10 protein-coding genes, 1 tRNA gene and 1 pseudogene are annotated in these 15,039 nt (G+C 53.3%); 5 read left to right on the top strand and 7 right to left on the bottom strand.

What is annotated here, in order from left to right:
* The first annotated feature begins 54 nt into the window (after positions 1–54).
* Positions 55–423, top strand: a complete 369-nt coding sequence (locus KIH39_RS13500) for a PspC domain-containing protein (protein WP_213493767.1) — start codon at positions 55–57, stop codon at positions 421–423.
* Positions 424–505: 82 nt separating this feature from the next.
* Here the strand turns inward: KIH39_RS13500 and KIH39_RS13495 are convergent, their stop codons facing one another.
* The 7 genes and pseudogenes from KIH39_RS13495 to hpf all read right to left on the bottom strand — a co-directional run bounded on the left by KIH39_RS13495 (position 506) and on the right by hpf (position 7,438).
* Positions 506–2,386 carry an Rne/Rng family ribonuclease gene (locus KIH39_RS13495; RefSeq protein ID WP_390623709.1) on the bottom strand — a complete coding sequence of 627 codons (1,881 nt, stop codon included), beginning with the start codon at positions 2,384–2,386 and terminating at the stop codon, positions 506–508.
* Positions 2,387–3,018: 632 nt separating this feature from the next.
* Positions 3,019–3,247 (bottom strand): annotated as a pseudogene (locus KIH39_RS27115) (Rne/Rng family ribonuclease); the annotation flags it as partial.
* A 144-nt stretch (positions 3,248–3,391) separates the two neighbouring features.
* Positions 3,392–4,165, bottom strand: a complete 774-nt coding sequence (locus KIH39_RS13490; RefSeq protein WP_213493765.1) for a TIGR03936 family radical SAM-associated protein — start codon at positions 4,163–4,165, stop codon at positions 3,392–3,394.
* 208 nt (positions 4,166–4,373) lie between these two features.
* Positions 4,374–6,125, bottom strand: a complete 1,752-nt coding sequence (ptsP, locus tag KIH39_RS13485; RefSeq protein WP_213493764.1) for a phosphoenolpyruvate--protein phosphotransferase — start codon at positions 6,123–6,125, stop codon at positions 4,374–4,376.
* 72 nt (positions 6,126–6,197) lie between these two features.
* Positions 6,198–6,545 carry an HPr family phosphocarrier protein gene (locus KIH39_RS13480; protein WP_213493763.1) on the bottom strand — a complete coding sequence of 116 codons (348 nt, stop codon included), beginning with the start codon at positions 6,543–6,545 and terminating at the stop codon, positions 6,198–6,200.
* A gap of 8 nt (positions 6,546–6,553) precedes the next feature.
* Positions 6,554–7,012, bottom strand: a complete 459-nt coding sequence (locus KIH39_RS13475) for a PTS sugar transporter subunit IIA (protein WP_213493762.1) — start codon at positions 7,010–7,012, stop codon at positions 6,554–6,556.
* A gap of 90 nt (positions 7,013–7,102) precedes the next feature.
* On the bottom strand, positions 7,103–7,438 hold the full coding sequence (gene hpf / locus KIH39_RS13470) for a ribosome hibernation-promoting factor, HPF/YfiA family (protein WP_213493761.1): 336 nt from the start codon (positions 7,436–7,438) through the stop codon (positions 7,103–7,105).
* 180 nt (positions 7,439–7,618) lie between these two features.
* On the opposite strand from hpf, the gene KIH39_RS13465 reads away from it, so the two are divergent.
* From KIH39_RS13465 to KIH39_RS13450, 4 genes are all read left to right on the top strand, one after another.
* Positions 7,619–7,691: transfer RNA gene (locus tag KIH39_RS13465), tRNA-Ile, on the top strand.
* A 505-nt stretch (positions 7,692–8,196) separates the two neighbouring features.
* The gene (locus KIH39_RS13460; RefSeq protein ID WP_213493760.1) at positions 8,197–11,649 is read left to right on the top strand and encodes a hybrid sensor histidine kinase/response regulator; all 3,453 of its coding nucleotides are present in this window, start codon (positions 8,197–8,199) and stop codon (positions 11,647–11,649) included.
* Between the two features lie 179 nt (positions 11,650–11,828).
* Entirely contained in the window at positions 11,829–13,460 is a 1,632-nt protein-coding gene (pgi, locus tag KIH39_RS13455) for a glucose-6-phosphate isomerase (RefSeq protein ID WP_213493759.1), read from the top strand.
* 89 nt (positions 13,461–13,549) lie between these two features.
* On the top strand, positions 13,550–15,001 hold the full coding sequence (locus tag KIH39_RS13450; protein WP_213493758.1) for a phospholipase D-like domain-containing protein: 1,452 nt from the start codon (positions 13,550–13,552) through the stop codon (positions 14,999–15,001).
* Positions 15,002–15,039 lie beyond the last annotated feature (38 nt).

Here is a 15,039-nt window from a genome sequence, read left to right as displayed (position 1 = left end):
GGTCGATTTGCGAATAACGCCCAAACGACCTTTTTTCGCCTGAGGGGACCGCTCATGACGACTGCGGATGAACTTGCCAAACTGGCCGGCCTTCGAGAACGAGGATATCTCACGGACGCGGAATTCACTCGGGCCAAATTCCAATTGCTCAACGAGGATGTGCCCCCCTCGCGAACCGCCACAGCACCCAAAGATATGCGGCATATAGCCCACGAGTTGGGGCGATCAATCCATGATCGGGTATTCGGGGGAGTTTGCGGCGGACTGGCTAAACAAACCAAACTGCCTTCCTGGCTTTGGCGTTCAATGTTCTGCATCTGCTTACTCAGCTTCGGCGTCGGATTGATCCCTTACGTTATTCTGTGGGTTTGTATGCCTTCCGAAGATGTGCTGACGGAAGAAACTGAGTACACTCATATTTAATTCAATCAAACCATTCAACGAATAAAGAAAGGGAGCCGATTTTCCGGCTCCCTTTCTGATTTAAATCGAAAATCTTGTAGGGCTAATTGCGGCCTCGGCCGCCGCCCCGATTGCCGCCGCGACTATCGCGACCTCCGCCGCCACGTCGGTCTCCCCCGCCTCCTCGATGATCCCGGCCGCCTCCCCGATTGTCCCGGTTATCGCGGTTATCACGGTTATCACGGTTGTCCCGTCCGCCCCGATCTTCTGACCAGCGTTCTTCGCGATCGTTTCGCGGTTCCGTTCGGACCGGTGCAGGCGCTACCACCGGACTGGTGCTGAAATGGATTTCCGTGCCGTTGCTGTCGAAACAGTGGAATTCAACGAATTCCGGCGATACCTGAGGCTTGCCGTGGACCAGAATCTGCATGTTGGAAGTTTCCTCCCAGCGGATCAGATCCCGCCGTTTGCGATTCAGGAGATATTGAGCCACATCCGGATGAACGTAGGCATTCAATTGCTGAATGTTCTTCCGGAAAGCGGCCAACTGAATCAGGCGGATGATCTCGATGCTCATACTCTCTGGTGTTTTCACACTTCCGGTGGCCCGGCAGTGGGCGCATTCCTGATGCGTGCTGCGCTTCAGCGAAGGCCGAATTCGCTGGCGAGTCATCTCAATGACGCCAAACGCAGAAGTTTTGAGAATCTTCGTGCGAGCCCTATCTCGCGACAAGGCATCGCGAAGAGCATTTTCCACAGCCCGGCGATGCTTCTCTTCCTTCATATCGATGAAGTCGTTGACGATTACGCCACCCATGTCGCGTAGCCGCAACTGGCGGGCAATCTCCTTAGCGGCCTGAAGATTCATCTTGTAGGCCGTTTCTTCAGCGTTCGTTTCCGATCGGAAGTTGCCGCTGTTGACATCGATGGCCACCAGGGCTTCGGTTTGCTCGATCACAATCGAACCGCCCATCGGCAGGGGAAGTTTCTTCTCCTGCAATTTGGCGATTTCCGCTTCGATTTTGTACTTGTGGAACAGGGGTTCCACATCGTCGTAGAGCTTAATTCGTTCGGCATATCGAGGCATCACAAATTTCAGGAATTCACTGGCTGCAGTAAACGCATTCGGCTCATCGATGTGAATCGTTTCGATGTCGCTGGTGAAATTGTCCCGGATGGTCCGAATGACGATATCGCTTTCGCGATAAATTTCGACGGGCCCCGGTTTCTTCTTAACTCGGCTGACGAAGACCTCCCAGAGACGGACCAGGTAAGCCAGATCGTTCTGCAATTCTTTCTTGTTTCGATCAATAGCCGCCGTTCGAATGATGAATCCGATTCCCTTGGGAGGATTCAGTTCCGAAAGCGATTCTTTCAGGCGGGAACGAGTCGGGACGTCTTCAATCTTGCGAGAAACGGCCAGTCGATTCAGACTGGGCATCAATACCAGGTAGCGACCGGCAATGCTGATGTAGGTTGAAAGGGTCGGCCCTTTGGTGCCGATGCCTTCCTTGATGACCTGAACGATCACTTCCTGGCCGCGTTTGAAAATCTGTTCGATTGGCGGTTTGGGGCCGATGTTGCCATCCCGGCTGAATTTGCGTGGGCCGCGGTCCCGACCGCCGCGCTGGCCGCGGTCATTTCGATCTCCCCGACGATCACCGCGATCATTTCGATCTCCCCGATCTCCTCGATCGTTACGGTCATTTCGTTGATTGCGATCCGGTCGGTCGAAACTGGTTTCTTGTTCGACGGATCCCTCGTCCGAATCCCCTTCGACGATTTCGGCATCTTCGAAAATTTCTTCATCTTCGAATTCTTCGGCGGCTGGGGGCAATTGCTCGGCGTGCGGTGTGTGAGTAACGGGCGGTGCAGAACGGGTCGGTTCTACAAATCGGTCGTTGGGGGCATCGGGATCGAAGAAAATTCCACCACCGAAACCGGATTCTTCACCTTCGGTTGTTCGATGTTCTGCCGCAGGCATTGTATCGTCGGAAGGAGTTTCGCCCTCGTCGGATTTCTTACGAGCGCGGGCCCGTTTGCGGGGAGCTTTGGCTTCCCCGGCATCTTCTTTCTTTTCAGGTCGCTTGGCCGTTCGGCGACGGCGTGGCTTGCTTTCTTCGCCCGCCGACTCGTCCGTTCCATTTTCGGTACCTGCCGGATTCGAGCCATCCGAATGCTGACCGTAGTCCGACTCAGTGGAATGGGTCGACGGATGATTGGGGGCATCGAAATCAATCCCGGCGCCGAAATCATCGAATACGGACTCTTCCACTACTTCCGGGCTCGCCGGAGGTGGGGCAACGCTGCTTGGCTCGGGTCTGTGCTCGGGCACAGGGATTTCCACGGGAATGATGGAAATGGTGTGGGCAGGAGGGGGAGGTGTGTGAGCCAGCGGCGCGGGTTGCTGACGTTCGCGAGGACGGTCATCCCGATCGCGTCGATCCCGTCCACCGCGCTCATTTCGATCTCCCCGATCATTGCGGCCGCCGCGGTCGTTTCTTTCGCCTCGGTCGCGATCCCTACCGCCGCGGTCGTTGCGCGGCTGCGGTTCGAAATCATCTTCGTCATCACCAGCGGCTTCCGGGTAATCTTTCAGCAGATGCTGATAATAAATCGGGTCCACATCCGAGACGTGCAGGAAGCCGTTGCGACCGATCCCGAAGTCGATGAACGCGGCTTGAATGCTCGATTCGATGTTAACGATTCGGCCTTTGTAGATGTTGTTGACGTAGCTTTCCTGGCTGGCCCGCTCGAGGTAAAGTTCTTCGAGCACACCGTCTTCCAGTATGGCGATACGGCACTCCTCCGGTTGGAGGACGTTGATTAGCATTTCTTTCTTCATGAGCTTCCTTGGTTCGGTAGGATCCAGCCAAGCTCGGTACGAAGTATACGACCGATGGGGATCTTCCGGGTGTTGTCTCGCCGCCATCCACTTGCGATGACAGGCGTGTTTCAAAAAATCCGCGGACAGTCCGCGGATGGTGTCTCATTCCACGATCGGGCCATCCTCCGATGCTCCCCATTCGAGAGAAGCACTGGAGAGTACTTCCTCTTGCGAATGGACTGGCCGATCAAGCAACAATTCTTCACGGGCGGTAATGGCCGGGGTTCGGGCAACTTCCTCGGGCGTCAATTCATCAAACACTTCCAGCCGACTGCGCGTCCAGCAGGCCGATTCCAATAATTCCCCGAGTCCCAGAGCAGTACAAACTTCATCCGCTTTGGCCGTGCCGTTCCCGGTGACCCAAAGGGAAAATTGCAGCTTCTGATTTTGAATCGCGATCGAATCGATAAATGGGAAGATATCCAGGCGCTTGTGTCGGGGGCGGATTCGCTCGACCCAGATTTCTGAACAGGTGGAAAAATTTCGGACGCAGTCTTCCGCCAAGGAGAGTTTTTCAGCGGGAATAGGCAGTTGATATTCGACGCGTCGGCAGCGGGCGGTTGATTTGAGGGGAATTCGTCTCGCTGAAACGAAAGTTATCCCTGGCGGAGCGTGCCGCCGAAGCACATCGACGGCTTCCTCGGGCTCGATTTTCGTCTTCCATTCGATTTCGACAATCTCCTCCAGGCCGATTGTTCCCAAGGGCATGGAGAGCGGAAAAACGATCCGGGGGTGAGGGTGGAAACCACCCGTAGATTCGAAGGGAAGTTGAGCTCTTCGGAGGAGGCGTTCAACTGCCCGGGCCAGGTCGTGATGGCTGAGCAGCCTCAACTCGGCTTCCTTGCGAAATCGAAAACGTGTTTTGTCGTCCGCCATGTTGCCAATCTAAATGATCGCACAAGAGATTAACATCCCGAATGCGACTTTGCTAGTGCGGCGTGCTCATGGACCGAACGGTACTGAACTTCCTTACGGAAGTTCAATCCGATTTAGGAATCGAGTGGAAGTGATTCTCCACTGGAATCATCGAATGGTCCCAGGCTATTCAGCAGAAGGGGATGAGTTGCATCCCGGGGTGACGAAATTAATCGATCGCGTCTGGCTGAATACGCCGCTTTTGTTCTCTCAGATAATTCGTGACGTCGCGGGCTGTGTCCAGCTGCAGGGCTTTTTCGGCCATAGCTTCCGCGTCCGACAGATTGATCCGTCGGATAAGCTTTTTAATCTCCGGAATATTTTGGGGGCTGACGCTCAGTTGGCGTAAGCCCGTTCCCAGAAGCCATTGTGTGAAGAGAGGATCACCGCTCATCTCTCCGCAGACCGTGGCTCCGATATTGTTCGTTCGCGCGGCCCGGACTACCGAATCGATTAGTCTTAAAACTGCCGGATCCGCAGGGTTATAGAGTCCCGCGACATTCTCGTTCGTTCGATCCGCCGCCAGGGTATATTGCACCAGGTCGTTCGTACCGAGCGAAAAAAAGTCGACTTCTTTTGCCAGTTTGTCCGCCATGATCGCGGCAGACGGAACCTCTATCATCGTACCAACTGGCATGTCTTTCTTAAAGGGGATTCCTTCCTCGAGCAAATCTTCGCGGACTTCCGCCAGGAGCATCTTGCACTGTCGCAGTTCCAGAAGGGTTCCGACCATCGGAAACATAATCCGAATATCGCCTTGGACGCTGGCACGCAGGATGGCGCGCATCTGCTTTTTAAACATCGGCAGATTTCGAAGGCAAAGCCTCACGCTGCGCAATCCCAGAAAAGGATTGCGCTCTTCCGAGATTTTTTCCGCATGATTTGGGAATTTATCGGCTCCGTGATCCAATGTCCGAATTACGACCGGTTTATTCGGTCCAAGCGTTTGAACCACATGCACGTAGGCCTGATAATGCTCCTCTTCGGAAGGGTCGGTGTCGTGCCCGGCAAAAAGAAACTCGGTGCGATACAATCCCACACCGTCGGCATTGCGATCGATGCAGTGCGCCGCCTCCGAGGGAAATTCGATATTCCCCATTAATTCGATGCGAGTCCCATCCAGAGTGACGGCGGGAAGATCCCGCTCCGCCAGCCAGTAACCGCTCTGTTCCGACAGAACCTTAACCTGTCCCTGGTACTCTTCGAGAATCTCCTCGTCCGGATCGACAATCAGGATGCCGCGCGTGCCATCGACAATGAGAGTGTCGCCGCCGGCCACATCGTGCAGAAATTTTCCCAATCCCACAACCGCCGGGATCTCAAGCGCTCCGGCCATGATGGCGGTGTGACTGGTTTTGCCGCCGCTTTCCGTCGCGAAAGCCAGCACCTTGGTGGGATCCATAGTCGCGGTTTCGCTGGGGCTTATATCGTGGGCCAGGACGATAACCGGCTCTTTGAGATTCGATAGCGGCTCCCAATCCGCGCCGAGGAGCTGATTGAGAATCCTCTTCTCCACATCGAGTAGATCGCTCGCTTTGGTCGATAAAAAGTGATCTTTGCCCAATGCTTCCAAAGCGCGTCGATAAGTCCGGATGACGTTGGTAACGGCATATTCCGCCGTGAAGCGCTCGTTGTGGATGAGCTGATGCAGTTCCGTCAGCAAGCCAGGGTCGTCGTAAAAGGTCGATTGGGCAGAGAAAATGGAACCGAGTTGTTTTCCGAGTCGAAGTTCGACCGATTTCTGTTGCGCGCGGGATTCTTCGGCAGCGGCCTTAAGGGCTTTGTTCAATCGAGTGAGTTCGCTGGAAACTTTTTCGGGTGGTATTTGACGGGCGGGGATGCGGACGCCTTCGGCATCCAGCACCAGGGCTGTGCCGATGACGAGTCCGGGAGAGACGCCAATCCCGCGATAAATTTCCAAGTTGCAGACCTCATCGAGGTGGCCGACAGTTCCGATTTGCCGCGACCACCAAGTGATTCACGATCCTGAAAGTTAATCCCAGTCTTCCCTGCCGAGGAATTCGACCAGCGCTTCAACCGCCGCTTCCGCGTCCTGGCCATCGGCTTCGACTGTCAGTTCACAGCCCGGTTCTACGATTAATAAAAGGAGATTGACCATGCTCCGCCCGTTGGCCGCGTGATCCCCTTTGCGAACGGTGATGGCAGAAGTGAATTTCTGAGCCATCTCGGCCAGCCGGCTGGCGGGCCGCATGTGCAATCCCTGTTCGTTGCGCACGACGACCGTCTTGCGAACGCATTGAGGAGTTTCCCGAGCTGTAGGGGAATTGGGATCCACGGTTATTGTGTTTCGCGTCTCACTCGCGGGGATAGTGTCCAACATGGGCCTGGTTAATTTCCTCGATCGATGATCGCCCAAATTTCCTCGATGCTTTTCGCGTTGCGAAGTTCGTCGACGAATTTGTCTTCTTTCATGGGCCGTACGACGCATTCCAGAGCCCGGAGGTGTTCCCCGGGTTTGTTTGGAGGAGAGATCAGAAGTACGAGTACGTAGACCGGTTCGCCGTCGATGCTTTCGAACGGAATCCCGATCTGGGAGATCGCCAGCGTGCCGATCAGCTGGGTGACACCCACGTGTTTGGAGTGGGGAATGGCGATATGTCTTCCAATACCTGTGGAGCCCAGGGCTTCCCGCCGCATCACACCCGAAACAATTTCGGGAATTTCTTCTTCGCGGATCTGGCCGGCTTTGACGAGGCTGGACACCATTTCGCGCAGAACGCCTTCCTTGTTAGCTTCTTTGAGCCGGGGAACGATGGCGTCTTTAACGATAAAACTCGACATCCGCATTATGATTGCTCCAAAGCGGAAATACAGAGGGATCGGACAGGGCAAGTTCCGAGCATCAAAATCGCCTCCGCCGGGCGGAGGGCTCCTCGTTTATTTTTTGACAGCCGTGGCATCGCTGAGGGAAGCGTCGCGACGATGGTCCTGGATCTTTTCTTTGTACTTGTGGATCTGCTGTTTGATTTTATCAAGTGCCAGATCGAGTGCGGTGAACAAATCGGCATTGCTTTCGTGGGCAACCAGATCGTGTTTGTGTTCGGCGTTGACCAGAAACTCGACTTTCTTCAGGCCGTGCTCGGGCACATCGACAGTCACTTCAATCATGGAAATGCGATCGAAATAATGCAGAAGCTTTTCGGCTTTATCGTGGATGTGCTTCTGATGATCAGCACTCAGATGGCCATGGCGGGCGGAGATTTTAATTTGCACGGTAAGAGAACCCCTTTCAAAACATTCTCATGCACAGGCGATGATTCCTGTATCTGGGAGCAGATTTTTTGGAATTTTGCCTGACGGATAATCTTATGTCGTGGAAGCATGGGGTTCAATCGAAACCGGACGGGGCGAACCATTTCCATAGGATAATTGACTTCTTATGATGAAGATGACGGGCCCGTAGCTCAACGGTCAGAGCAGGGGACTCATAATCCCTTGGTTCTCGGTTCGAATCCGAGCGGGCCCAGTATCTTTTTCTTTCAACTTTCTCGATGCCTAGTCGATGATGGTCGCCGAGACGATGAAACCTCCAAATCAAAATCCATTACCCGCCCGCTAGTAAATAGACTCTCGGATTGCATTCCTCCTCCATTTTGTCGTCATAAATGCTGATAGATTGCGATTGCAGAAGACAATTTTGATCGCCCGGTAAAATCGAATTGCCCGATTATCAGGGAAATACGCTTCCTTTATGCATTGAGTGAAATTAAATTGAGAATGCGTAGTCCTAAAAGATGCATTGGAGCGGGGTAAATCCCGTATGACTCGCAAAGTGGCCTTAATCACTATGGCATTAGAGCCATAGCGCTGACGGCTCAGGTCTGGAGCAACGGATTAAAACGCCGTTGCTCCACGTGAACTCGTAGACCTTTTGCTGGGAAATAGCCATCGAATTCATTGAAAATTTATTCAACACCAATGGGTTTCCCCCGCGTTGGAGTTGTGGGCTCTGGTCTTCCGGACATGGCTGGTTGCACATTCTTTCCGACCTTGGAATATGGTCGGCCTACTTCGCCATTCCGCTTTTTCTCGCTCACTTGATCCTGCGCCGCCGCGACCTTCCTTTCCGAAGAGTTTTCGCACTTTTCGTCGCCTTCATTCTGCTTTGCGGCACCACGCACTTAATGGACGCTCTGATGTTCTGGTGGCCCGCCTATCGATTAAGCGGCACTATCAAATTGATAACGGCCATCGTCTCCTGGGTTACGGTTCTGGCACTGGTTCGGGTCGCACCGCTCGCATTGGCCATGCGCTTGCCGGAAGAACTTGAACGAGAAATTGAAGCACGCAAACAAGCGGAAGACCAACTTCAAAATGCGAACGCGGAACTCGAACGGCGAGTTGTAGAGAGAACGAGCAAACTCGCGGAAGCCGCCGCGGCTACCACCTTATTGGCCTCGATCGTCGATTCCTCCAGCGACGCGATCGTCAGTATGTCCAACGAAGGTACCATCCTGAGCTGGAATACGGCCGCCGAGCGGATGTTCGGTTTTTCATCGGCCGAAGCTCTCGGTCAGAATATTTCGCTCATCGTTCCCAGAACGCAGTCTGATGACGAGAAGCACCTTATCGAACGGATACGCTCCGGTGAACAGGTGGAGCATTACGAAAGTATTCGTAAACGCCGTAGTGGCGAACTCTTTCCGGTTTCGGTAACCCTCTCTCCCATGAAGGAATCTACCGGAGAACTCGTCGGGGCTTCCAAAATTATCCGGGACATCACCGAGCAGAAAAAACAAGCCGCCGCCTTAAAGGAGCAGGAACGGCAATTTAAGACGCTCGCCGAGTCGATACCGCAACTGGCATGGATGGCCAGAAAAGACGGACATATCTTCTGGTACAACCGACGCTGGTACGATTTTACAGGTTCGACCCCGGAAGAAATGGAAGGTTGGGGCTGGCAAAGCGTTCACGATCAGAATTATTTACCCACGATTCTCGAAAACTGGAAAACCGCGATCGAAAAAGGGGAAGCCTTCGAGATGACCTTTCCCCTGAGGAGAAATGATGGTGTCTTTCGAACCTTCCTGACTCGGGTGGAATGCATCAAAGACGATAACGGGGAAGTCTCCCGGTGGTTCGGCACTAATACGGATATCACCGAGCAGAAACGTGCCGAGGAAAGATTCCGCTCTCTAGTGACGGCATCGTCTCAAATTGTCTGGACGACCAACGCCCGTGGGGAAGCCTTTGAAAATTCCATTTCCTGGATGGAATTCACCGGCCAGAAAGAGGAAGAATGGCGCGGCCGAGGTTGGATGAACGCGATTCATCCCGAAGATCGCCTGAAGGCTCGCTCCGTCTGGTCTCAGGCAGTATCCAGCAAAAACACCTTCCATACGGAATATCGACTCCGTTCCCGGGATGGCTCCTATCGTTGGACGGCGGTTCGCGGTGTGCCGGTTCTCGATACCGACGGGGAGATTCGGGAATGGGTGGGAATGAATACGGACGTGACCGAGCAACGTCGCGCCGAGGAAGCTTTGAGACTCAGCGATGAAAGATATCGTGCGACAGTCGAGAATGCCGCGGTAGGGGTCTGTAACAGCAGTCCCGATGGCCGATATATCTACGCGAACCGGAAATATTGTGAGATAGTCGGCTACGAACTACTAGAGTTGCTTCAGCAGTCCTGGCAGGAGCTTACCCATCCGAGCGATCTGGAAGCGGATTTAAAACTGGTTCAACGAGTTCGTATCGGAGAGATTCCCTCTTATACACTTGAAAAACGCTTCATTCGCAAAGATGGTTCCATTGCCTGGGTCAGTCAGTCCGGTTCGCTACTCAAGGATGCGGATGACAAAATCGCTTTGGGTGTGAGTGTGATTGTCGATATCACCGAGCGGAAGGAATTTGAGGAGAAATTACGTGTCAGCGAGGTGAAACGCCGTCTGGCTCTCGATTCCGCAGAACTGGGAGCCTGGCATATCGATCTGGATAATAACACTCTTATCGCGGATGAACGATTTCAGATGATTTTCAATGGCAAGCCGGGGCCGCTGAATTACGATCAGGCGTTCGCTCTGGTTCATCCCGAGGATAGGGAGCGAGTACGTCAGGCGGTAATCGAGGCGCATCAGCCGGACGATCCCAAACCCTATTCGCAGGAATATCGAGTCGTGCATTCCGATTCCCAGATGATTCGCTGGGTCTTGGGCAAGGGACGTGTAAATTTCGTGGTGGATGGGTCTAACCAGCGTTTTGCCAGTTTAGATGGCACGGTGGCGGATATTACCGAACGCAAGGAAATGGAGAATGCCCTGCGCCAGATGGCAGCCAGTCTTTCGGAAGCGAATGCTCGCAAAGATGAGTTTCTGGCAACCTTGGCTCACGAATTACGAAATCCACTTGCGCCGATCCGGAATGGCCTTCAGGTGATTCGTCTGTCCGGGGGGAATGCGGAGACCATTGAATTAGCTCGCAAAATGATGGAGCGTCAGTTGAATCAGATGGTGCGACTCGTCGATGATCTCATGGATGTCAGTCGCATCACTCGCGGTAAGATCGATCTCCGACGCAGCCGGTTGTCTTTGGGGACGATTCTTGAAGGAGCCGTCGAAAGTAGCCGGCCCTTGATAGATGAGATGGGCCATCGGCTCACCATGAATCTCCCCTCAACTCCCATTTTCGTGGAGGCCGATCAGGTCCGACTCACGCAGGTTTTCATGAATCTGCTGAACAATGCTGCGAAGTATATGGATTATGGAAAGCAAATCTGGTTGACGGCTTCCTTAGTCGATCGCGAAGTGCAGGTCATCGTCAAAGATGAAGGTATCGGTATCGCTTCTGACAAATTGCACAGTATATTCGAATTATTCACCCAGGTGGATCGCTCTCTGGAGAAAGCTCAAGGTGGCTTGGGAATCGGTTTGACACTGGTACGAAGTTTCGTCGAGATGCACGGGGGGTCGGTCAGAGCCTTAAGTGACGGCGTTGGAAAAGGCTCTGAATTTGTGGTTCGATTGCCGGTGTTGCAGGAGAGTTTAACTGCGAACGTTCCCGTGGGTGAGGATCTGAAATCGGGGCAACCTCCACTTCGTATCCTGATTGTGGACGACAACCGAGACAGTGCCGATTCCCTGGGTATGATGCTGCAATTCATGGGAAATGAAATCCTCACGGCCTACGACGGGCAGCAGGGGATCGAATTGGCCGAGAAGTACTGCCCGGAAGTTGTGCTTCTCGATATCGGCCTCCCCAATTTGAACGGCTACGAAGTCTGCCGACGAATTCGCAATATGCCCTGGGGCAAAAATGTCATACTGATCGCGTGCACCGGTTGGGGAAAGGAATCGGATCGCGCTAAATCGTATGCCGCCGGTTTCGACCATCATCTGGTGAAACCGGTCGACCCTCAGACTTTGCTCAAGCTGATCACAGGACGAAATGGTAAAGCTCGCGATCCGGAAGTTCAAATTATTTAGATTGAGTGAATGGAATAATCGACGAGATTCGCAAACTCGCTGAAGAAATTGATCGGGTAGTCCTTAAACTGAATAGCGTCGGATCCTGCGGGTTTTGCAAGTTCCTTGTTTTGCCAAGAAGAGCGAACGAGATCCCGGAATCCATCCCGCTGTAACAAACACCGGCCAAGAGAAATACGATGTCGAATACATCCCCTTTAACTAGCCTGCCCGCCTGGCGTGCCCTCGAAAGCCATTTTGCGAAAGTCCAGAAGGTCCATTTGAGAGATTTATTCGCCCAGGATGCTCAACGTGGGACCCGGCTGGTGCTGGATTGTCTCGGTATCTATTTCGATTACTCGAAAAATCGCATCACGGATGAAACGCTGAAACTTCTCTTCCAGCTCGCGCGAGAATCTCACTTGCGAGAACGCATCGATGGCATGTTTGCCGGCGAGAAAATTAACATAACCGAAAATCGGGCTGTTTTGCACATCGCTCTGCGTACTCCCCGTGGGAAATCGATTATCGTGGATGGCGAAGACGTCGTGCCGCAAGTGCATGCCGTTCTTGACAAGATGTCGGTATTTGCGGAAAAGATCCGTGGCGGCAGCTGGTTAGGCCATACCGGTAAGGCCATCCGGAACATTGTCAATGTCGGGATAGGCGGCTCTGATCTCGGGCCGGTGATGGCTTACGAGGCACTTCGCCATTTCAGCCAGCGAAATCTCATTTTTCGGTTCGTCTCCAACATTGACGGGACCGACTTCGTCGAAGCGACCCGGGATCTGGAACCGGAAGAGACGCTTTTTATCATCTCTTCGAAGACCTTCACCACTCAGGAAACCATGACCAATGCCCACACGGCGCGGGAATGGGCTCTGCGGAAGTTGAAGGATCCTGTTGCGATTGCAAAACATTTCGTGGCCGTCTCCACCAATGCGGAAAAAGTCTCCGCATTCGGCATCGATACTGCAAATATGTTTGGCTTCTGGGACTGGGTCGGCGGACGGTATTCGATGGATTCGGCGATTGGGCTGTCGACCATGATCGCTATTGGACCCGACAGTTTTCGCGATATGCTCGCCGGCTTTCACGAAATGGACGAACATTTTCGAACTACTCCGTTCGAGCAGAATATGCCCGTTCTGATGGGACTTCTGGGGGTCTGGTACAACTGCTTCTTCCGGGCACAGACTGTTGCGGTTCTGCCCTACGAGCAGTATTTGAAACGTTTCCCCGCTTACCTGCAGCAGTTGACCATGGAAAGTAACGGCAAGAGCATCACTCTCAGCGGTAAGCCCGTGGATTACGAGACCGGGCCGATTTATTGGGGGGAACCAGGGACCAATGGCCAACATTCCTTCTACCAGCTGATTCATCAGGGAACCAAGCTGATCCCGTGCGACATTATCGCCTTCGCGCAAGCTCTGAATCCGCTGGGACGTCATCGCGATATGCTTTTGGCGAATACTCTGGCTCAGGCCGAAGCGCTCGCCTTCGGTAAAACATCCGAGCAAGTGAAAGCTGAAGGGACGCCGGAGTGGTTGGTACCCCATCGGACATTTGAAGGAAATCGTCCGACCAATGTCCTGCTTCTCGAACGGCTGACGCCCAACTCGCTCGGGAAGCTGATTGCTCTCTACGAGCACATCGTATTCACTCAAGGAGTCATCTGGCAGATCGACTCGTTCGATCAGTGGGGTGTGGAACTGGGTAAAGTTCTGGCCCAGAAAATTCTTGCGGAGCTGGAAAATAAATCGGAACCGATGCACGATTCTTCAACGAATTCACTGATTGCACGCTACCAAAAGCTAAAAGAAAAGATTTAAGGACTCCACCGGCTGGGCGAACTACCTGCTGATGTAACGGTGTGCCCACACGGGTAAGTTGATTTTCCCGAATCCCTAAAGAGCATCGGATGGAATTCCTGCAGACTCACTGGTATTGGATAATCACGCCGATCGTGCTGGTCTGCAACGTATACGCTTCTGGCCACGTCGTTTTAACTCAGAAGAATTCCCGCTCGGCAATTGCCTGGGTGGGCGTTATCTGGCTCACTCCGGTTTTCGGCTCACTCGTCTACTTTGTTCTGGGAATTAATCGGGTGCATCGGCGGGCTTTTCAACTGCGCCGCAATCATATCCCACGCAAGCGATTCGTGGCTCCTCATAAAACCGGTGAAGTGGCAATCGCTCAACCAGTGCTCGTGGAGAAGGAACATCTCGGATCGCTGGTTCGATACACCGCAGCTGTAACGGGACAGCACCTCTACACGGGCAATCAGATTCGTCCTTTGATCGATGGCGTACAGGGATATCCGGAAATGCTTTCCGCCATCGAAAAATCCAATCGCTGCGTCTCTCTGAGCAGCTACATTTTCGCTAATGATGTCGCCGGGTTACTTTTTATCGATGCCCTGCGCAAAGCAATCGACCGGGGCGTTGCCGTCCGAGTGCTGGTGGATGGCATCGGTGCCCATTATTCCTGGCCCAAGACTATTATCAACGTCTTGCATAAAGCCCAGATTCCGCACGCGGAGTTTTTGCCATCGTTTTGGCCCTGGCAATTCAACTACGCGAATATGCGAAGTCACCGTAAGATTCTGGTCGTCGATGGTCAGATCGGCTTCACGGGCGGCATGAACATCAGTGCTCAGAACAATTCGATCTATCGTCCCAAAGAACCAGTCCAGGACATTCATTTCCGAATTGAAGGTCCCATAGTCGGCCGACTCCAGGAAGCGTTTGCGGACGATTGGCTCTTCAGTACCGGCGAATCTCTCGACGAAGATCTCTGGTTTCCGGTGCTTCAGGAACGAGGTCCAATGCTAGTGCGCGGCGTCACTAGTGGTCCGGACGCCGACCTCGATAAATTGCGAATGATCTACCTGGGGGCCGTTACCTGTGCGCGGGAACGGATTCGAATCATCACGCCGTATTATCTGCCGGATGCCGGTTTGATAGACGCCTTGAATGCAGCCGCACTTCGCGGTGTACAAGTCGACCTTTTCGTACCGATTCGAAATAATATGCGATTGGTGCAATGGGCATCGATGATGCCTTTGGCGGAACTTCTGGAACATGGTGGAAAAGTCTGGCTGACGGCGGAGCCGTTCGATCATTCCAAATTGGTTTTAGTCGATGAAGCCTGGACCTTTTTCGGATCTGCCAACTGGGATCCTCGCAGCCTCCGTCTCAATTTCGAATTCAATCTGGAATGTTACAGCCTCGAACTGGCTAAAGAACTTAGCCAAATTTTAGAGGGGAAACAAGCTCAAGCTCGTCCTTTAACCTTAGCGGATATTCAATCCCGGAGCTTGCCCATCCGGTTAAGGGATGGGATTGCCGCGCTGTTAACGCCTTACCTCTAGATTGAAATTGCAGTAATTGCCCTAATCAGGATCGCCCA

Origin of the sequence: Telmatocola sphagniphila, assembly GCF_018398935.1 — a bacterium.
Classification (GTDB): Bacteria; Planctomycetota; Planctomycetia; order Gemmatales; family Gemmataceae; genus Telmatocola; species Telmatocola sphagniphila.
Note: the sequence above shows the minus strand (reverse complement) of the source record. Positions and strands in the feature narration are given on the sequence as shown.

What these genes read in the sequence shown, in the direction of transcription:
- KIH39_RS13500 (WP_213493767.1), top strand. Translation starts at nt 55, where the DNA reads ATGACGACTGCGGATGAACTTGCCAAACTGGCCGGCCTTCGAGAACGA.
- KIH39_RS13495 (WP_390623709.1), bottom strand. Translation starts at nt 2,386, where the DNA reads ATGCCTGCGGCAGAACATCGAACAACCGAAGGTGAAGAATCCGGTTTC.
- KIH39_RS13490 (WP_213493765.1), bottom strand. Translation starts at nt 4,165, where the DNA reads ATGGCGGACGACAAAACACGTTTTCGATTTCGCAAGGAAGCCGAGTTG.
- KIH39_RS13480 (WP_213493763.1), bottom strand. Translation starts at nt 6,545, where the DNA reads ATGTTGGACACTATCCCCGCGAGTGAGACGCGAAACACAATAACCGTG.
- KIH39_RS13475 (WP_213493762.1), bottom strand. Translation starts at nt 7,012, where the DNA reads ATGCGGATGTCGAGTTTTATCGTTAAAGACGCCATCGTTCCCCGGCTC.
- pgi (WP_213493759.1), top strand. Translation starts at nt 11,829, where the DNA reads ATGTCGAATACATCCCCTTTAACTAGCCTGCCCGCCTGGCGTGCCCTC.
- KIH39_RS13450 (WP_213493758.1), top strand. Translation starts at nt 13,550, where the DNA reads ATGGAATTCCTGCAGACTCACTGGTATTGGATAATCACGCCGATCGTG.